Here is an 18,295-nt window from a genome sequence, read left to right as displayed (position 1 = left end):
GATCGGTAGGGCGCGATCGGTTCCTACCTTTCTCGTATCGGCTCCACACCGGGGCCGAACGAAGCAAAGGAACCAACCATGAACACCAAGCCGGTCCGCGTCTACGCCGCCGCTCTCACCGTCTCCGCCGCTGCGCTCGCCCTGTTCGTCACGGGCTGCAGCGATGATTCGAGCGGCTCGTCGGCCGCGTCCTCGGCCACCTCGACTGCCGCGGGCTCCTCGGCGGCACCGTCGGTCCCGGCCTCGGGTGGCGCGTCCACGGCCTCGGTCGACGGCAAGGCGCTCGATGGAAAGTTCGAAACCACCTGCGCCAAGCAGGGCGGCCAGTTGGCGCTCGCACTCAGTGACACGAACAACGCGACCTACGGCACCCTCAGCGTCAGCGCTGCCATCTCCGGCACCGACACCGTCGACGCGGTGGCGGTCGCGGGCAGCAAGGGTGGTTCCAACGGTCTGCCCTACGCGATCGGCTTCGGCAACGGCATGCCCGGCGGTTCGGCCAAGGTCGTGAAAGACGGCAACACCTACAAGGTCACCGGTGAGGGGGTCAGCGGCGATATGTCCAACCCGATGGCGGGCCCTACCACCGCGAAGTTCGACATCACCTTCACCTGCTCGACCGTCGTCGGCGGCTGAGCCCGATCCGTATCCCACTGATCCGCTCACGCTCGAGCACGCCCTGAAATCCCTCGATCGGGGCGTGCGCGGATCTATCTGTCCACCAGCCTCTTTCGAACCTCGAGGAACATCATGAAGTCCATCGCCCGGTGGCTTGCCGCCGCATTCGGAGTCCTGTCGGTCGGTTACTACCTCTGGCACGGCCTCACCTATACCCCGTCCGGCCCCTTCGACGACGGTGTTCTCGCCTGGGTCGGCCCGCAGATGGCGCTGCCGATCATCGCACTCACCGTGGTCCCCATCGTTTTCGCCTTCAGCGGCGACGGCATCATGCAGGCCTTCAACGGCGCCAATAGCTCGGCCTTCCGCAATGGCCGCATCGGTATCGGCACCATCAAGTCGTTCCGTCAGACCGGGCTGACGGTCAACGATCAGCCGCAGGTGCGCATCGAATTCAGTGTCGAAGGCATGGACGGCAAGATCTTCGATTCCGCCGCGAAGATGATCGTCCCGCTCACCGAACTCGCGCTACTGCAGCCAGGTGTCGTGCTTCCCGTGCGCTATCTGCCTGATCGAACCGACAAGGTCGAGGTCGATCGTTCCGGCGACCCTGCCGCCGCTCAACGAGCCATGAACGAGTCCATGATTCGAAAAGGCTTCACCACCAGAGGAAAGCTCGACATCGCCGCCCGTGGAATCGCGACTCAGGCTGTGGTGCAATCGCTCTCGGTGCCGGGTGAAATTCGCGACGGCCACACGAAGATCGAACTCGGTCTCGCGGTAACCCGCCCCAACGGGACAACATTCAGTACCCGCGCCGAAAAGTTCCTGCCCCCGGCCGCGATAGCCAACGTGCAGGTCGGTCGGATACTGCGGGTCCACTATCTGCCCGAAAATGAGCAGGAGGTCGTCATCGCCCTGCCAGTCAATGCCTAGCCCCGCAAAACGAATGTTGCTCTCGTTCGATTCACTGAACGAGAGCAATATTCGCGTTGTCGGCTGTCCGCGCCCTCGCCTTCCGTACGGCTCGCCCCGGCAGATTGGTGCCGGCGGTGGACATCACCAGTTGGCTGCGGTCTGTGCCCTGGAGACCGGCCGCAGTTTCTGGACCGCACCTTTGGATGCGGTGCGGCTGGCACCCGGTGACGACGCCGCCACGATCACCGCCCAACAGCAGCTGCGCACCGTGATCGGCAACCTGATCGAGGCCGGGCACCACCGGCCCGGTGACCCCGATATTCAGCTGCGGAATGCGAACGGTCTGAATCCGCCGATCGGCGGCTCGGCGATGTACACGGCTCCGGCCCCTTGTTCCGGCTCGGTGAGCTGATATCGGGATGTGGTGATGTAGAGCTGGTCGAATCGGGGGCCACCGAAAGTGCAGGCGGTGACTTGTCTTGCTGGAATGGTGATTTCGGCGTCGAGGCGGCCATGACGGTCGGCGTGGACCAGGCGGCCCGCATCGAAGAGAGCGAGCCAGACGCCGTCGGCCCGATCGACGGCGAGGCCGTCGGGGAAACCCAGATCGGCGGTGTCCAGGAAGGGCGTCCTGCTCAGGATGTTCCCGTCGGACCCCAGAGTGATCATGTCGATCCGGCTGGTAAGGCTGTCGACGTAATAGGCGTGAGTGCCGGTCTGAGTCCATGCCAGACCATTCGAGCAGCCGACGCCGGACGCGGCTATGGTGGTGGCGCCGTCGGGGTGTAGCTGCCACAGCGCACCGGCGCCCGGGGCCAAGTCGTAGGACATGGACCCGCACCAGAACCGGCCATCCGGATCGCAGGTTCCATCGTTCATGCGGATGGAGGGATCGGTCCAGCATTCGATGGTGTCGGTAACCGTCCAGTGGTTGTCGAGCAGGGCAAAGCCACGTTCGATCCCGGCAACGAAACCGCCGCCACGTCGCGGGCGCAGGGCGGCGACCACCGGTCCGACGTTGACCCGCCGAGAGACCTTGCCGGCTCCGTCGAGCAGGACGATGTCGCCAGCGAGCATGTCGAGCACGACGAGGCCCTGGCCGTTCAGCCACACCGGCCCTTCACCGTGATGGGTCACAACACCGGTGAACTGTTGGGCTGTCGAGGTCTTCATCGGTTCACTGCTTTACCGGCTCTGTGGTGAGGGTTCCGTTGATGCGCCGGAGGATTCGATCGGGGTTGCTGTCGTGCAGCCACGGGGGCAGTGCGTCTTCGGGGACGTGTTGGTAGGCGACTGTGCGCAGGAAGCGGTCGATCGCTGCGGTGCCGACGGCGGTGTGTCGGGGATCGGTGGTGGCCGGATACGGCCCGCCGTGGAACTGCGCCCAACTGACCGCAACCCCGGTCGGCCAGTCGTCGACCAACACCCGCCCGGCTCGCCTGGCCAGCGCCGCGACCAGATCGGTGACATCCTCACCGGCCGCCCGCTGCACGCCGGCAGTCAGCGAACCGGGCAACACTGTGACCGCCTGCCACAGTTCTTCGGGCGAGTCGTAGGTGACCAGCAGGGTGGTGGGTCCGAAATGCTCCTCGGTGAGCCCCTCGACGTCGGCCAGCAGGGCGTCAGTCGTGGTCTGCGCGACGGTGATCCGTTCGTGGGCTCCGGTCTGATCTGTCGGCTCCAGCCCGGCCGCCACTTGTTGCACGGGTTTGTGCGCGAGGAAGTCTCGGAGCCGTCCCCGGTACTGGTCGCGCAGGTCGATGCCGAGCATCACCGGCGCGGGGAGGTCGGCGATCAGTGTCGCGAGGCGGGCCGGTACATCGCTGTCGGCCGGTAGCAGGACCAGTCCGGGCTTTGTGCAGAACTGGCCGGCGCCGAGCAGGAAGGACTGGCTCAGTCCCGCGGCGATCTCCTCGGGGCGCTCCGAGTTCGCGCGCCCGGTGACGACGACTGTGTTGATGCCGCCCAGTTCCCCGAAGAATGGGATCGGGTTCTCGCGGGCGGCCGCGATGTCGTGCAGGGCGCGGCCACCGACCGTGGATCCGGTGAAAGCTGCCGCGGCGATCTCAGGGGCGGCAAGGGCCGCCGTGCCGGTGCTGTACCCGTGGATGAGTGCGAATATCCCTGCAGGTGCTCCATTTTCGGCAAGGGTAGCCGTGATGGTGTCGGCGACCGCGGCCGACAGCAGCGGATGTCCGGGGTGGGCTTTGACGATTACCGGGCAACCGGCAGCCCACGCGCTGGCGGTGTCGCCACCAGCGACGCTGAAAGCGAAGGGGAAGTTGCTGGCGGCGAACACCAGGACCGGGCCGATACCGACACGAATCGAACGCAGATCCGGACGTGGTGTGGGAGTCCATGCCGGGTCGGCGGTGTCAATCGTCGGGTCGAAGGGTTGGCCGGTCTCGGCGTGGGATGCCAGCAGCCGTAGTTGACCGGTTGCGCGGGCCAGCTCGCCGGTCAGCCGCGGGAATCCCAGGGCGGTCTCCCGGTCGGCCAAGGCCACCAGTTCGTCGGCGCGCTCGTCGAGCGCATTGGCGACCGCTCGCATCCAGTCCGCGCGCGTTGCTGCTGATGTTGAGGCGACCGCGGGTGCTGCTGCCGCCGCGGCGGTCAAAATGGTGTGTAACTGCTCTGGTGTGGTGTCCTCGACGGAGCCGTTCACGCTTGCATCCGTCGGGTTCAGGCTGATGACAGTCATCGCGCGAGGGCTCCTTCCGTGCGCTGGATCTGCGCAATTGTGTTTGTTAGAACGCCGACCTGGTCGATGCACACAGTGACTACGTCGCCGTCGTGCAGACCCTCGCCCAGTGGGGGGACGATGCCGGTCCCGGTGGACAGCACGACGCCATCGGGGAACTCGTTGGCTTGGAACAGCCATTCGATCAGTTCGGCGTAACCGCGTTTCATCGACGAGGTCCGGGTCTCGCCGCTGAATGCTGTTTCCTGACCACGCTGGATCGTCATCTTGATGCCGAGATCTTCCGGGGCGGTGATCGACCACCACGGGACGATCCGCGCCGAGAGCGCGCAACTACCGGCATAAAGCTTGGCCTGCGGCAGGTAGATGGGGTTTTCGGCCTCGATTCCGCGGGCGGTGACGTCGTTGCCGACCAGCGCTCCGATAATCTCGGCGTGCCGGTTGAGGACCAGGCACAGCTCCGGCTCTGGAACGCTGTCAGGGCAGTCGGGGCGGATCCCAGCCTGCTCACCATCGGTGCGCACCCGCCAGGCGGCGGACTTGAAGAACAGTTCCGGTCGTTGCGCGTCGTAGACGTCCTGATACACCAAATCGTGCCGCGACTCCTCCATTCTGGCGGATCGGGACAACAGATAGGTGACACCGGCGCCCCAGACCTCGGTAAGCCCGTCGATCGGTGCCAGCAGCGGTGTTCGAGCGAGTGACCGGATGGCGCCGGTCTCGATCGCCTGCTCGGTGAGTTCCCTGATCTCGGCCGCACTGTGTCGCAGCAGGGTCGCCATGTCAGGCAGCGGTAGCGGATGGATACCGGCCGGGTCGAGCACGCCCAGTTTCGCTCTGCCGTCGTCGTCGAGGAATCGGACAAGGTTCATCGGTGGTCCTTTGCTCGCCAGGTCGTCTCGGTCATGACGTTTCGATGCTGGTGACCCGACGAACTGTGTCCGGGTCTTCTCTCAGGCCGGCTGTGATCTGCAACCCCAGACCAGGCTCGGGTGAGAGGGCCGCAACTCCGTTGTGGATCTCGGGCAAGCCGGTGACCACGCGCGGGTACCAGGTGCGCAGGAAGGCTCGTACGGTTTCCTGGATCAGGGCGTTGGGCTGCGTCATGGTCAGGTGGAAGCAGGCGGCCAGGGTGATCGGGCCGGTGCAGTCGTGTGGGGCGACCGGTATCGAGAACGCATCGGCGAGGTTGGCGACTTTCCGTGCTTCGGTTAGGCCACCGGTCCACTGGACATCGACGGTGGCGTAGGCGATGCGGCCCTGCTCGAGCAGCGGCAGGAAGCCGCGGCGTCCGAGTGCGGTCTCGCCGGTCGCGATCGGCACGCCGACTTCGTTGGCCAGCGCGCCGAGGGCGTCGACGGCGTCGGGGCGGATGGGGTCCTCCACCCAGAATGGCTGGTAGGGCTCCAATGCCCGGCAGATGTCGACGGCGGCGCGGCGCGACCACTGTCCGTGCAACTCCACCATGAGGTCCATGTCCATGCCGACCGCGTCGCGGATCTCCCGGATCACGGTCATCGCCGCATCCAGGTCCGCCGATGTGATCCGGTTGCCCCCGGACTTCTCGGCGGCGCGGTCGAAAGGCCAGACCTTCATCCCGCGCAGGCCCTCGGCGTAGAGCTCCTTGGCCAATCTGGCGGGTTTGGTAAGAAACGCGTCCAAGTCTTCGTACTCGCCTTGGCTGTGCCCCCAGTTGGACGAGGACTGCCGCGAAGTGTCCTGGATGTAGCCTGGGCCGGCGCAAGTGTTGTAGACGCCGATTGTGTCGCGGACCGGACCGCCGAGCAGGCGCGCCACAGTCTGTCCACTTTGCCTGCCCAGCAGGTCCCAGAGTGCGATGTCCACCGCGCCGTTGGCGCGCATCTCGACTCCGCCGCCCTGGAAACCGACATACGGGGTGAGCAGGAGTGACACCGCTTCCGGTGTCGGCTCGTCGAGGCCGAGTAGCAGTGGGGCGACGTGGGAATGCAGGTACGCCTCGACCGCGGCTGACTGCAGAAACGTATCGCCGAGCCCGACTAGGCCCTCGTCGGTGTGCAGGACGAGGACGCACAGGTTGTTCTGGAATCGGGGCCGCAGCGTCTCCAATGCGACAATATGCACTCTGAATCACATGCCTTTCGTATACGTGGGGAGCGCGTGAGTCCCGCCCTCGCGCACCGGCGGTGCGTGCGCGAACGAACATGGATCAAAGGGGGATCGCGACTGTGTCGACCACGCCCCAATGACAATTCCCGCCAGGTCAGATGTGCCCGGTCCGCTCAGTTGGATTCGGGTGGTGGGCCGTCGGCTTGGACGTCGGTGGGCAGATCCGCGATCGACCGGCTGACATCGTTGAGCAGTGCGGCGATGTTGGGTGCTCCCGCCGCGCGGCGGTTGAGTACATCGGACAAGGCGACGTCGAGGTCGGTACCGTAGAAGTGCTGGGCGGCTTCGATGTGCTCGGTCATCGCCACCCGCGCGGCATCGGGGTTCTTGCTCGCGATCGCTTCGAGGATCACGTTGTGCAATGGCAGTGCCGCCCCGGTAACCGCGCGGTCGGTGAGGCTACGCAACATGACTCCGTGGGTCAGCGGTCGGATCGAGCCGAACATGATCTGAATGACCGGGTTCCGCGAGGCGATGGCGATCGCCTCGTGGAACGCCACATCCAGATCCGCGCGGGCCGACAGCGCGCTCTGATGGTCCAGCGCGTCGAGGATGCGGCGCATATCCGCCAGATCGTCTTCGGACCTATGCTCCGCGGCGAGTGCCGCCGCTTGCCCCTCGAGCATCGCGCGTGCGACGACTAGATGCCGCGCGGTGACCTCACCACGACGTACCAGTAGTAGCGGATCTCCGCCGTCGCTGGTTGGCCGTATCTGGCGGACGAAACTCCCGCGACCCGCAGCCACACTGATCAAGCCGCGCTCCTGTAGAGACCGCAGCGCCTCCCGGATCACCGGACGGCTCACCGTGTACTGCTGGGCCAGCACCCGCTCCGATGGCATTCGCGACCCAGGCGGCCACTCTCCCGCCACGAGGCGCTCCTCGAGCATCGTCGCGAGATCTGCGCCGGACGGCGGGGTTGCTGGATCACCATAACTGGCATGACCGGTCATACCAGTAAGTATGGCAGCCTCGAAACCCGACCGTCAAATGCTTCGATCGCTCTCCGTGGTGATCTGCACTACCGCCATTCAAGAGGGCAGCCGATGGTTGCAGCCCCGATCACACTGTCGTGGCGACGGCCGGATCGAATACCGTCCAACCGCGCCCACCCTGGGAGAGCCGCGCCGATGCGGTGCTCAGTGCTGCCGGGCTGGCTTCAGTCGAGCGGATAGAGGCTTGCGCCGCCGTCGACCAGGAGTGTGGAACCTGTCATATACGAGGCGAGGTCCGAGCATAGAAACAGGAAGGCGTCGGCAACCGACTCCGCGGTCTGCAGTGATCCCAGTGGGACGGCACGTTCGGCCCGAGCGCGGTAGTCCGGGTCGGTGTCCCACTGGTGTTTGGCCATGCCGACGGCCACGATGCCCGGCGAGAGCGCGTTGCTGCGGATCCCGTACGGCGCCAGCTCTCGGGCGAAGCTGCGCATCAGGGATTTGATGGCGGCTTTGGAGGCGCTGTAGGGGGCGATGCCCGGCCAGGGCACGTCGGAGACCCAACTCGTGGTGAAGATCAGATGCCCGGGCTCGTGGTGTTCTCGCCACAGTGCGGCCGCGGCGCGGGCGACCAGGAAGCTGCCTGTGGTGTTCACATCTTGGATCCGGCGGAAGGCGTCCAAGGGAAATTCCTGGACGGGGTAGGCGTCGCCGACCACTCCTGCGTGGCAGCACACGATCGTCGGCCGACCTCCCAGCCATTCCTCGGACTGGGTGACCATTTCGCGGACGGCGACCGGATCGGTGACATCGCAGCGGTGGTAGCGGACACGGGGATGCGAGGGGATCTTGGCGCCGTCCTCGGCGGTGTCTACTACCCCGACGGTCGCGCCATGTTCTGCCAGGCGGCGGACGATGGCCGGCCCCAGGCCGCCTAGGCCACCAGTGAGCAGGACAGTATGCCTCGGCAGATCGAGCGCGTCGTGGTGTTGCTGATCGGAGTCTCCGGTGCTCATCGGCAGTCCACCGCGACCTTCAGGACCTCCGCGTCCGGCGCGGCGAGCAGAGGCAGCGCGACTGTCACCAACTCCGGCAGTGGAACGCGGTGCGTGATCAGTTCTTTTGCCTGGAGTCGGCCGTCGGCGAGCATTCGCACCGCTTGGGCGACGTCCACATCCCACAGGTGAGCCGCGGACCCGATCAGTCGGCGTTCGCCCAACACCACCGGGGAGAGCGCAAGCGGCTGGGGCTGCGCGCCGAGACCGACGGCCACGACGGTGCCTCCTGGTCGAACCAGGGCGAGGGATCGCTCGATCTGCCCGGGCGCCCCGCTGCATTCATAAATGACGTCGACGCCGGGATCGTCGAGGTCCTCGATCAGCATGTCCAGCTCCTCGGGCGCCAGCGCTCGCACGGCCGAATGGCTTTGGGCGAAGGCTCGGCGGAACCGGCCCGGGTCCACGATCCAGCAGTTCGCAGCGCCCAGAGCCAGCGCCGCCTGAGCGGTCAACTGGCCGATAGTGCCGCCGCCGATGACGACCGCGGTCGAACCGATCGGATCGGGGGCCTTGCGAACCGCACGGACCGCCACTGCGGCCGGCTCGGCCAGAACGGCGTCATCGGCGCTCAGACCGGGCGGAAGGGGAACGCAGGTCCGGGCCCGCGCGACCATGAACTCGGCCAGACCACCGTCGTCCTGTTGCCCGAGAACAGACAGGTTCGGGCACAGGCCGTCCTCGTGCCGCAGACACCACCAGCAGGTGCCGCAGCCGTTCACCACATCGGGTACCACCATCGTGCCGACTGGTGGCCCGCTGCCGTCGCGTGCGGCTTCGACGACTTCGCCGACGACCTCATGCCCCAGGGTCAGCGGCGCCGTGCGCCCACTGAGGGGGTGCGGATCGTCCACCGGAATGATGAGTGGTCCATCGCGGAACTCTTCCAAATCGGTTCCGCAAATGCCGCACCAGTGGACCTTGACCAAGAGCTCGTCGTCGCGCCGTGGGCGCGGCTGGACTTCTTCGAGTCGGACGTCAGCGCGACGATGCCATCGAGCCGCGAGCATCGAATATCCCTCCTGAAATGCACTCATGCAGATCACTGCGAGCAGCGAGCTGGCTGGTTCAAGGACCGGATCGTATACCGGTCACACCGGTTTGACCAGTTTCGAATTGGTCATCCGAAACCCTTGACGGTCGAGTTTCGACATAGTCATACTTTCCGGCATGACCGGTCATACCAGTTGTGTCGGGAGGCTGCCGCATCCTTCTCGACTCGGCCCGAGAGCGGCGGCTGATGGAAGGACGAAAGTGCTGTCCGATCACCGACAAGAGCCGTGGAGGGCCTTAGTGAACTCAGCAACCAAAACCATGCAGGACTCGGCGAGTTCCGGGGGCGATGTGTCGGTCACGCACAGCGGTATCGATCCTGCGGCCCTCGACGTGCCGGATTTCCCGATGCTTCGCGTCGATGCCGGCCAGATCGTCGATCAGCAGGCCGCACCGTGGTCCAGGCTTACCTGGCATGACGGCGTCCAGCACCTTGTGGAGGTCGACCGGAATCGAGCACGCGAGACGGGAGCCCGTCGGTGAGCACGACCGGACTGCAAACAAGGCAGGCGTCCGATCAGATCAGGCGCGTCATCTTCATTACCGCGGCCGCCGCCATGGGCGGCTTTCTGTTCGGTTACGACAGCGCGGTTATCAACGGCGCGGTCGCGGCCATCCGTGACCGATACAGCATCGGGTCGGGTGCCTTGGCTCAGGTGGTCGCCGTCGCGCTGATCGGGTCGGCGATCGGCGCGGCCACGGCGGGCCGACTGGCGGACCGCATCGGGCGAATTCACGTCATGCGGATCGCGGCGGGGCTGTTCCTGGTGAGCGCATTCGGGTCGGCATTGCCCTTCACGCTGTGGGATCTGGCGATGTGGCGAATTATCGGCGGCATCGGGATCGGAATGGCGTCGGTGATCGGACCCGCCTACATCGCCGAGGTAGCGCCGCCGGCATATCGCGGACGGCTCGGTTCGTTCCAGCAGGCGGCGATCATTTTCGGTATCGCACTCTCGCAGCTGGTCAACTATGCGATTCTGCAGATCGCCGGCGGCGAGCAGCGCGGCACTATCGCCGGACTGGAGGCCTGGCAATGGATGCTGGGTGTGATGGCGGTGCCAGCTCTGCTATACGGGCTGGTTTCGTTCACGATTCCCGAGTCACCGCGCTACCTGATTTCGGTGGACCGCACCGCCGAGGCGAAGAAAGTGCTCGCCGACGTGGAAGGCGAGAATATCGATCTGGACGCGCGAGTCGCCGAAATCCACCAGGCGATGCGCAGCGAACACAAGTCCACCTTCAAAGACCTGCTCGGTGGTCGATTCGGATTCCTGCCCGTGGTGTGGATCGGCATCGGGCTTGCTGTCTTCCAGCAGCTGGTCGGCATCAATGTGGCGTTCTACTATTCGGCCACGCTGTGGCAGTCGGTGGGCATCGACCCGTCGAGCTCGTTCCTGTTTTCGTTCACCACCTCGATCATCAACATCATCGGCACGGTCATCGCCATGGCACTGGTGGACCGGATCGGCCGAAAACCGTTGGCGCTTATCGGCTCAATCGGCATGACCGTTTCGCTGGCGCTGGATGCCTGGGCGTTCTCCGCAAAAACCGGGTCCGGCGCCACCGCGTCGCTCCCGCACGCTCAGGGCATGGTCGCGCTGATCTCGGCGCATTCGTTCGTGCTGTTCTTCGGCCTGTCCTGGGGTGTGGTGGTGTGGGTGATGCTCGGGGAGATGTTCCCGAACAGGATTCGTGCGGCCGCTCTCGGCTTGGCCGCCTCCGTGCTATGGATCGCCAACTGGGTCGTCACCGCGACCTTTCCCTCGCTGTCGGACTGGAACCTGTCCGGCGCCTACGTGATCTACGCGATCTTCGCGGGCCTGTCGATATTGTTCGTGCTCCGGTTCGTTCCGGAGACCCAGGGCAAGACGCTCGAGGAAATGGGGTAGCGATTCGGGCTCGACCCGGTACGCAGATACGGGTTGAGCATGAGCCCGCACCTACCGAGCCGGCGTGCTTCTATCGGCCGTGTGCGCCTGGCTCGAGCGCCTTGGCAATCAGGAGACACGCTCTAATCTTGTTCTTTATCCTCGTGGACCAGACTGTTTGGCTTGCTTGATGATTCCCGGGACAAGCGGGCGGCCTTCGCCTGATCATGTGCTCCGACCAAGGAATCACGTGAATCAGAACGAAGGCCGTGGGGATGAGTCTGCCGGTCGCTGGTGAGGCGGGGGAAGCGTTCGCGGAACTGTCACGTATGCGCGGCGAGTTCTACGCGTGTCTGACCGTGCGCGGCGATGAGTTGTTCGAGCTCACCGACGCGATGCTATGTGCGCAGGGGGCGGTGCGGTCGATTCCGGAGTTGACATTGACGCCCGAGCATCGCCGCGGGCACGGGGCGCTCTACGACGGCTTGAATGCCGGTCGTATCGATGTTGATCGATTGCGGAATCTGTTGTCCCGCACCAAGTTACCCAGGTTTCCGGAGGGTCGCCTGGTGTTGGCGGTGGATGTGTCGGCGTGGCTGCGTTCGGATGCGGCGTGTTCGCCGGATCGGCTGTTCTGCCACGTCTACGGACGAGCGAAATCGGCATCGCAGTTCATCCCGGGCTGGCCGTACTCGTTCGTCGCGGTCCTCGAACCCGGCGCTTCATCCTGGACGCAGATCCTGGACGCGGTGCGCCTCGGTCCCGAAGACGACGCGACCGCGGTCACCGCCGCCCAACTGCGGCAGGTGGTGCAGCGGCTGATCGCTGCGGGCCAGTGGCGCGACGGTGACCCCGACATCCTGATCGTGGCCGACGCCGGCTACGACGTGTGCCGGCTGGGATGGGTGCTGGCCGATCTGCCGGTCGAGCTGGTCGGGCGGCTGCGCTCGGACCGGGTGATGCAGCTACCCAAACCAGTCCGGGCACCCGGCACCAACGGGCGCCCACCCAAACACGGGCCGCAGTTCCGGTTCACCGACCCTGGGTCCTGGCCGGAGCCCGCGGTCACCACGATCACCGCGACCAGCAACTACGGCAAGGCCCTCACCCAGGCATGGGATCGGGTCCACCCCAGGTTGACTCATCGCAGCGCCTGGCTCGGCCACGACGGCGCACTCCCGGTCATCGAGGGCACCCTGATCCGCCTCGAGGTCGCCCACCTGTCCCGAGACCGTGACGCGCCACCGGTCTGGCTGTGGTCCTCGAAAACCGGCGCCGCCGGCACTGATGTCGATCGGGCCTGGCAGGCGTTCTTACGGCGCTTCGACCTGGAACACACCTTCCGGCTGTTCAAGCAGACTTTGAGCTGGACCCGACCCAGGCTGCGGGAGCCCGAAGCCGCCGACCGCTGGACCTGGCTGCTCATCACCGCGCACACCCAGTTGCGACTCGCTCGTCCTCTCACCGCCGATCTGCGCCACTCTTGGGAAAAGCCCGCAGCCCCTGCACAATTGACTCCGGCGCGCGTGCGGCGGTGGTTTCGGAACCTCCGCCCGGCACTGGCCTGTCCGGCCAGAGCGCCGAAACCCTCCCGACCGGGCCCCGGCAGGCCATCCGGACAACGCAACCGCCACCGCGCCACCCGCTACGACGTCGGCAAAACCGTCAAACGACCCAACCGACTACCCGCTGGCCACGCCCTGGCCAGGCCCGAACGAGTAACCCGAGGATAAAGAACAAGCTAATTGGCCGTGCGTTCATCTGGGAGTTGTCTGCGGATTGCCTGTGGCGTTTACCGTGCGGCGTCGGTACAACTCAGGAGACATTGTGAACGTGCCCCTGCCCCTGTTCGTCAAGCGGGACGGTCAGCCGAAACGCTCGGCCATCACCTGCCAGTACAAGTGCGGTAATGCCTGCTTCCACGAGGTGCCCAACACCTCGCGGAATGAATACTTCGGCGACATCGTGCGTGCGGCGTTGTCGCGACGCGGCATGTTGAAGGGCAGCGCCGGTGTCGTTGTCGCGATCGGCGCCGCAGGCGTGCTCGCGTCCTGCGGTACCGACTCCACCGGCGAACAGGCCGGTGGCTCGCTGGTCGACGGCGTGCCGGTCGGCACCAACTTCACACCCGTCGCACCGAATTCCGATGACGCGCTGGTCGTCCCGGAGGGCTACGAGACCGCCATCGTAATCCGCTGGGGTGACCCGCTTTTCGCGGACGCGCCGAGTTTCGATCCGGACAAGCAGTCGGCGGCTTCGCAGGCGGTGCAGTTCGGCTTCAACAATGATTTCGCGGCACTGCTGCCCATCGAAGGCCAGGCGAACAGCTATCTGCTGGTGGTGAATCACGAGTACACCACCGAGCCGCAGATGTTCAAGGGCTACAACAAGGAAAACCCGTCACTGGAGCATTACCAGACTGCCATTGCCGCACATGGCCTTTCAGTGGTGCAGGTGCAGGGTGAATCCGGAACGGGCAAGCTGACAACGGAATTCGGCAAGTACAATCGCCGGATCACGGGCACCACCGAATTCCTCGTCACCGGTCCGGCCGCGGGCAGTGCCCTGCTGAAGACCAACGCCGACCCCACCGGCACCAAGGTGCTCGGCACCCTGAACAACTGCTCCGGCGGCGTGACACCCTGGGGCACTGTGCTTTCCGGTGAGGAGAACATCAACCAGTACTTCGCCAACGCGGACAAGGTCGACGAGTCGGCCAAAGGCAGGCTTCAGCGCTACGGATTCCCGACCGGCGCGTCGGAGCGCAAGTGGGAACTGTACGAGCCCCGCTTCGATCTGGAGAAGGAACCCAACGAGGCCAACCGGTTCGGCTGGGTTGTCGAGGTCGATCCGTGGGACGCGTCCGCCCCGCCGATCAAGCACACCGCGCTCGGCCGGTTCAAGCATGAGGCCGCGACCATCCATGTGGCCGCGGACGGCACTGTAGTCGCCTACATGGGTGACGACGAGCGCTTCGATTACATGTACAAATTCGTGTCCTCGCGCAAAATTCAGTCGGGCACCGGCCAGGCCAGCATGCGTCACAACCTGACCATCCTGGACGCCGGCACGCTGTATGTCGCCAAATTCACCGGCGACCACCCGGACAAGATCGACGGTACCGGTGCGGTGCCCTCCGACCAGGGCTTCACCGGGACCGGGCAGTGGATTCCGCTGCTGGTCACCGCCGAAGACGGCAAGGCCACCTCGCGGGTGGACGGCTTCACCGCGGAAGAGGTCGCGGTGTTCACCAGGCTCGCGGCCGACAAGGTCGGCGCGACCAAGATGGACCGTCCGGAGGATTTCGAGGCCAGCCCGAAATCCGGCAAGGTGTATGTCGCGCTGACCTACAACGAGCAGCGTGGCAAGGCAGGCAAGCCCGGCGTCGACGAGGCGAATCCGCGCAATATCAATAAGTTCGGGCAGGTGCTCGAAATCGACGACGAGCACGCAGGTGTCAAGTTCACCTGGAATGTGCTGATGCTGTGTGGTGATCCGAAGACCGCCGACACCTACTTCGCGGGATTCGACAAAACCAAGGTCAGCCCGATCGCCGCCCCGGACAACCTCGCCTTCGACGGGTACGGCAACCTCTGGATCTCCACCGACTCCTCGCGTGCGGCCGACTCCAATGACGGCCTGTTCTCGGTGGTGCTCGACGGACCGAATCGCGGTGAGACCAAACAGTTCCTTACGGTTCCCTTCGGCGGCGAGACCTGCGGTCCGATCATCTCCGAGCAGCGGGTCACCGTCTGCGTCCAGCATCCGGGCGAGCGCGATGACGCCACCGCCGAGAAGCCCGCCTCGCATTGGCCCGATGGTGGCGATAGTCTGCCGAGACCTGCCGTGGTTTCGGTGTGGAAGAAGGGTGGCGGGCGTATCGGCACCTAGCGCCCACCCGTCAGGTGAACGGCGAAACCGCTACTCGAACCTGCAGGGAGTAGCGGTTTCGTCGTTTCCGCGTCGATGTCAGCTGCTGCCCATCAGGCCACCGTTGTTCGCGTACCGCGCGAAATCGCCTTGGGCGCCGCTGTATACGTTCAAGTCCGTGCCGCCGCCGATGCCTGGCACGCTGCCGCGGTCGGTGGTCTGCCAGAACGTCCAGTTCGGCCAGCCGCCGGGTACCTCGGGCTGATCGTTGCCGCGATAGTCCGCGATCCAGAGCGGATAGCGGGTGAACTGGTTGGAATCGGCCATGGCTGTTTTCCAGAAGTTCGGATAGGTGTAGATGATCGGGACCCGGCCGGTCAGGGCCTGGACCGTAGTCAGATAGCGGTGGGTCCAGTCGATCAGTCCAGCCGGATCCAGGCCGCCCGCGTTTTCCATGTCGAGCACCGGCGGCAGATCGAGCGGTCCGTTCTGACCGAGCACCACCGCCGCGTACATCGCGGCCTGCGGCTCGGGCGGTAGATTCGGCCGCGCGTAGTGGTAGGTCCCGCGCGCGACACCGGCCGTGCGCATCAGCACGCTGTCCTGCACAAAGAACGGGTTGAGGTAATTCAGTCCCTCGGTCGCCTTGAGCATCGCGAATTCGTGCCCCGCGCGACGCACCGCGAACCAGTCGATAAATCTGCCGTCGACGTGCTGCCAGGATGAAACATCTGGCCCGCTCGGTCCGGCGACGGCGCTGCCTGGCAGGGTTGCGGTAAGGATGCCGCCCAGAGTGATCACAGACAACGCAATGATGCTGGTCGATCTCCAACGAGTGCTATCCATGCTGTTCGACGATAGCCATTCGCATTGACTGTGACCAGTGTTGCAATTGGGGCATTTGCGCAATATTCACCAATGGTTGTGTCGACCGTCCATCGAGCGGGTGTCGCGCGGCTGTTCGAGGGGTATGGCGGGCCGGATTCAGCCGAGCCAGTCGAGGACTGAGGCCGCGGTCCAGGACTGCTGCATGCTGCCGAGGGGTTCGCCGGTGAAGGGTTCGTAGTATTCGGCGAAACTGCCGTCGCTGGCTTGGCGTAGGCCCTCGGCGCGCAGCATGTACGCGCGTTCGGCCCAGCCCCGGCGAGCGAAAGCCCAGGAGAACAGCCAGGTCATTACCGGCCAGACCGGGCCGCGCCAGTATTCGCGGGGGCGGAAGTCCTTGGAGACCGGTGATGTCGAGGGCGGTAGGGCGTAGCGCAGGTCGGGGTGGCCGCAGAAGCGTGGGCCTTCGAACATGCGCAGCAGGCTACGTTCGGTATCGCGGGGGAGGCCGCCGCACAGTAGCGGAGCGAACATCGACAGCGTTTCGGTGCCGATCGACCGCTGCAGCCGCAGGTCGAAATCCCTCGCCACGCCCGTGCGCGCATCGGAGGTCTCGATCACGCCCGCGCGAAACCGGTCCGCCCAGCCGCGCAGGTCGCGAACATCGGCGTGCGGTTGCTTGTACTCCTCGCCGATATTCGCCAGCACGTCGCAGGCCAGCGAGAAGATCGCGGTGACGAATACGTCCTCCACCGCGAAACTCATGGTCGAGGCGAGCAGATAGTCGTCATAGCCCGCGCGGCGCATCTGCTCGACCAGCCATAGATAGCGGTCGTATTCGCGATCCGATGGCCGCTGTGACGGATCCGAAACCACCAGCACATCCTCGCGGCGATAGGAGGGCAGCACGCCGGGAACGACGTTCTCATAGGCCCGGTCCCAGCGCGGTGAGTTATCCATGCCGGATTCCCAGCCGTGATACAACGTGATCCGGCCGCTTTCCTTGGGGTCACGGGCGTGCGCGAGCCACCGATGCCAGCGCACCAGATCCGGCCAGCGGCGGTTGAGGAATTCCTCCGCCACCGCGCGGGTGCCGCGGCCGTGGCGGCGGGAATGGTCGAGGATGCGCTGCACCGCGATGGCATGCACCGGTGGTTGGGTAATCCCGGAGGTGTCTGGGCCGTCGGGTGCGTTGACGGCCAGTTTCCGGCACTCCCACCACGCGGGCCCGGGGAAATAGCCGTCCACACCATTGGCGAAGACGATGTGCGGGATCATGCCGTTCTTCCACTGCGCGGACAGCAGTGTGTCCAATTCGATGACCGCGCGTTCGACACTCAATGGTGCGAGGCCGACCGCGACGAACGCGGCATCCCAGCTCCACATGTGCGGATACAGCCGGGGGGCGGCGCTGGTCATGGTGCCCAGATCGTTGCCCCGCAGCAGGTAGGCGGCGCGGGCCGCGAGCTGTGTTGGGGTGAAACCCGGGTGTGCCATCCCTCTATTCTGCGATGTCATTCGCCGATGTGCCCGCACAGCGTGGCCGTATCCAGCCGCGTGTGACCAGCCGGCCAACTATTACGGTGGGTGCCATGAGCCCAGCCGTGACCAGCACTCCGAAGCCGACCGCGCTGATCACCGGCGCCAGCCGCGGACTCGGCGCCGCCGTCGCCCGCGAACTCGCACCGACGCACGAACTGTTGCTCGGCGCACGCTCGGCCGATTCATTGCGCGAGGTTCTGAGCGAACTTCCCGGCGCTGTGGCCTGGCCCGTCGAGCTGACGGACTATTCGGCTCTGGCCGAAGCGGTTTCGCCGATCGAGCGGTTGGATGTGTTGGTGCACAACGCCGGCGTCGCTGATCTGGACACCATTGCCGAATCGTCTGTGCAGCAGTGGCGAAATACCTTGGAGGCCAATCTTATTGCGGTGGCCGAGCTGACCAGGCTGCTGCTTCCGGCGCTGCGTGCCGCCAACGGTCATGTGGTGCTGATCAATTCGGGCGCCGGACTGCGCGCCAACGCGGGCTGGGCGTCGTATGCCGCGAGTAAGTTCGGGCTGCGCGCGTTCGGTGATGCCTTGCGCCTCGAGGAACCCGCGCTGCGAGTGACCTCGATCCATCCCGGCCGCATCGACACCGATATGCAGCGCGCACTCATCGCCAACGAGGGCCGCGAGTACAACCCGGCGGAATTCCTCACCGCCGAAACGGTCGCCATCGCGATCCGCAACGCCGTCGAGACACCCCGCGACGGACACCCGACCGAGATCGTGCTCCGGCCGCACCGCTGACCGGTGTGGC

16 protein-coding genes are annotated in these 18,295 nt (G+C 65.5%); 7 read left to right on the top strand and 9 right to left on the bottom strand.

Annotated features, from left to right (window positions below; genetic code table 11):
- Positions 1 to 78 precede the first annotated feature (78 nt).
- Together LKE06_RS06005 and LKE06_RS06000 are read left to right on the top strand one after the other, a co-directional pair.
- Positions 79 to 636 (top strand): lipoprotein LpqH, encoded by a 558-nt coding sequence (locus tag LKE06_RS06005; RefSeq protein WP_227997630.1) that lies wholly within the window; start codon positions 79 to 81, stop codon positions 634 to 636.
- Positions 637 to 750: 114 nt separating this feature from the next.
- Positions 751 to 1,554 carry a hypothetical protein gene (locus LKE06_RS06000; protein ID WP_227997629.1) on the top strand — a complete coding sequence of 268 codons (804 nt, stop codon included), beginning with the start codon at positions 751 to 753 and terminating at the stop codon, positions 1,552 to 1,554.
- 303 nt (positions 1,555 to 1,857) lie between these two features.
- Here the strand turns inward: LKE06_RS06000 and LKE06_RS05995 are convergent, their stop codons facing one another.
- From LKE06_RS05995 to LKE06_RS05965, 7 genes are all read right to left on the bottom strand, one after another.
- Complete coding sequence (locus LKE06_RS05995; RefSeq protein ID WP_227997628.1) at positions 1,858 to 2,709, bottom strand: SMP-30/gluconolactonase/LRE family protein; 852 nt, start codon at positions 2,707 to 2,709, stop codon at positions 1,858 to 1,860.
- Between the two features lie 4 nt (positions 2,710 to 2,713).
- A complete protein-coding gene (locus LKE06_RS05990) occupies positions 2,714 to 4,237 on the bottom strand; it encodes an aldehyde dehydrogenase (NADP(+)) (protein ID WP_227997627.1) in 1,524 nt (507 codons plus the stop codon).
- Positions 4,234 to 5,109: a fumarylacetoacetate hydrolase family protein gene (locus LKE06_RS05985; RefSeq protein ID WP_227997626.1), complete on the bottom strand. Its 876-nt coding sequence runs from the start codon at positions 5,107 to 5,109 to the stop codon at positions 4,234 to 4,236. Before LKE06_RS05985 ends, LKE06_RS05990 begins: the two co-directional genes overlap by 4 nt.
- 31 nt (positions 5,110 to 5,140) lie before the next feature.
- On the bottom strand, positions 5,141 to 6,340 hold the full coding sequence (locus LKE06_RS05980; protein ID WP_227997625.1) for a mandelate racemase/muconate lactonizing enzyme family protein: 1,200 nt from the start codon (positions 6,338 to 6,340) through the stop codon (positions 5,141 to 5,143).
- Between the two features lie 158 nt (positions 6,341 to 6,498).
- A complete protein-coding gene (locus LKE06_RS05975; protein WP_227997624.1) occupies positions 6,499 to 7,338 on the bottom strand; it encodes a FadR/GntR family transcriptional regulator in 840 nt (279 codons plus the stop codon).
- A 206-nt stretch (positions 7,339 to 7,544) separates the two neighbouring features.
- On the bottom strand, positions 7,545 to 8,336 hold the full coding sequence (locus LKE06_RS05970) for an SDR family NAD(P)-dependent oxidoreductase (protein WP_227997623.1): 792 nt from the start codon (positions 8,334 to 8,336) through the stop codon (positions 7,545 to 7,547).
- Complete coding sequence (locus LKE06_RS05965; RefSeq protein WP_227997622.1) at positions 8,333 to 9,412, bottom strand: alcohol dehydrogenase catalytic domain-containing protein; 1,080 nt, start codon at positions 9,410 to 9,412, stop codon at positions 8,333 to 8,335. Before LKE06_RS05965 ends, LKE06_RS05970 begins: the two co-directional genes overlap by 4 nt.
- Before the next feature lie 256 nt (positions 9,413 to 9,668).
- Between LKE06_RS05965 and LKE06_RS05960 the strand changes: the two genes are divergently transcribed.
- The 4 genes from LKE06_RS05960 to LKE06_RS05945 all read left to right on the top strand — a co-directional run bounded on the left by LKE06_RS05960 (position 9,669) and on the right by LKE06_RS05945 (position 15,190).
- A complete protein-coding gene (locus tag LKE06_RS05960; RefSeq protein ID WP_227997621.1) occupies positions 9,669 to 9,911 on the top strand; it encodes a hypothetical protein in 243 nt (80 codons plus the stop codon).
- Positions 9,908 to 11,320, top strand: a complete 1,413-nt coding sequence (locus LKE06_RS05955) for a sugar porter family MFS transporter (protein WP_227997620.1) — start codon at positions 9,908 to 9,910, stop codon at positions 11,318 to 11,320. The genes LKE06_RS05960 and LKE06_RS05955 overlap by 4 nt, the downstream gene beginning before the upstream one ends.
- A gap of 254 nt (positions 11,321 to 11,574) precedes the next feature.
- Positions 11,575 to 13,032 (top strand): NF041680 family putative transposase, encoded by a 1,458-nt coding sequence (locus LKE06_RS05950; RefSeq protein ID WP_227997619.1) that lies wholly within the window; start codon positions 11,575 to 11,577, stop codon positions 13,030 to 13,032.
- A gap of 94 nt (positions 13,033 to 13,126) precedes the next feature.
- On the top strand, positions 13,127 to 15,190 hold the full coding sequence (locus tag LKE06_RS05945; RefSeq protein WP_372477285.1) for a PhoX family protein: 2,064 nt from the start codon (positions 13,127 to 13,129) through the stop codon (positions 15,188 to 15,190).
- 78 nt (positions 15,191 to 15,268) lie between these two features.
- Here the strand turns inward: LKE06_RS05945 and LKE06_RS05940 are convergent, their stop codons facing one another.
- Both LKE06_RS05940 and ggh read right to left on the bottom strand, forming a co-directional pair.
- Positions 15,269 to 16,015 (bottom strand): glycoside hydrolase family 25 protein, encoded by a 747-nt coding sequence (locus LKE06_RS05940; protein WP_227997618.1) that lies wholly within the window; start codon positions 16,013 to 16,015, stop codon positions 15,269 to 15,271.
- Between the two features lie 138 nt (positions 16,016 to 16,153).
- Entirely contained in the window at positions 16,154 to 17,491 is a 1,338-nt protein-coding gene (ggh, locus tag LKE06_RS05935) for a glucosylglycerate hydrolase (protein ID WP_227997617.1), read from the bottom strand.
- A gap of 95 nt (positions 17,492 to 17,586) precedes the next feature.
- On the opposite strand from ggh, the gene LKE06_RS05930 reads away from it, so the two are divergent.
- Positions 17,587 to 18,285: an SDR family oxidoreductase gene (locus LKE06_RS05930; protein ID WP_227997616.1), complete on the top strand. Its 699-nt coding sequence runs from the start codon at positions 17,587 to 17,589 to the stop codon at positions 18,283 to 18,285.
- Positions 18,286 to 18,295 lie beyond the last annotated feature (10 nt).

It is taken from the genome of Nocardia australiensis, assembly GCF_020733705.1.
In the GTDB taxonomy this organism is placed as follows: Bacteria; Actinomycetota; Actinomycetes; order Mycobacteriales; family Mycobacteriaceae; genus Nocardia; species Nocardia australiensis.
The sequence above is the reverse complement of the archived record's forward strand: the minus strand, read 5'-3'. Positions and strand labels throughout refer to the sequence as shown.

Bases quoted from the DNA above. Each gene is read 5' to 3' on its own strand.
- ggh (WP_227997617.1), bottom strand. From the start codon at position 17,491: ATGGCACACCCGGGTTTCACCCCAACACAGCTCGCGGCCCGCGCCGCC.
- LKE06_RS06005 (WP_227997630.1), top strand. From the start codon at position 79: ATGAACACCAAGCCGGTCCGCGTCTACGCCGCCGCTCTCACCGTCTCC.
- LKE06_RS05965 (WP_227997622.1), bottom strand. From the start codon at position 9,412: ATGAGTGCATTTCAGGAGGGATATTCGATGCTCGCGGCTCGATGGCAT.
- LKE06_RS05940 (WP_227997618.1), bottom strand. From the start codon at position 16,015: ATGGATAGCACTCGTTGGAGATCGACCAGCATCATTGCGTTGTCTGTG.
- LKE06_RS05970 (WP_227997623.1), bottom strand. From the start codon at position 8,336: ATGAGCACCGGAGACTCCGATCAGCAACACCACGACGCGCTCGATCTG.
- LKE06_RS05950 (WP_227997619.1), top strand. From the start codon at position 11,575: ATGAGTCTGCCGGTCGCTGGTGAGGCGGGGGAAGCGTTCGCGGAACTG.
- LKE06_RS06000 (WP_227997629.1), top strand. From the start codon at position 751: ATGAAGTCCATCGCCCGGTGGCTTGCCGCCGCATTCGGAGTCCTGTCG.
- LKE06_RS05985 (WP_227997626.1), bottom strand. From the start codon at position 5,109: ATGAACCTTGTCCGATTCCTCGACGACGACGGCAGAGCGAAACTGGGC.
- LKE06_RS05975 (WP_227997624.1), bottom strand. From the start codon at position 7,338: ATGACCGGTCATGCCAGTTATGGTGATCCAGCAACCCCGCCGTCCGGC.
- LKE06_RS05990 (WP_227997627.1), bottom strand. From the start codon at position 4,237: ATGACTGTCATCAGCCTGAACCCGACGGATGCAAGCGTGAACGGCTCC.
- LKE06_RS05930 (WP_227997616.1), top strand. From the start codon at position 17,587: ATGAGCCCAGCCGTGACCAGCACTCCGAAGCCGACCGCGCTGATCACC.
- LKE06_RS05995 (WP_227997628.1), bottom strand. From the start codon at position 2,709: ATGAAGACCTCGACAGCCCAACAGTTCACCGGTGTTGTGACCCATCAC.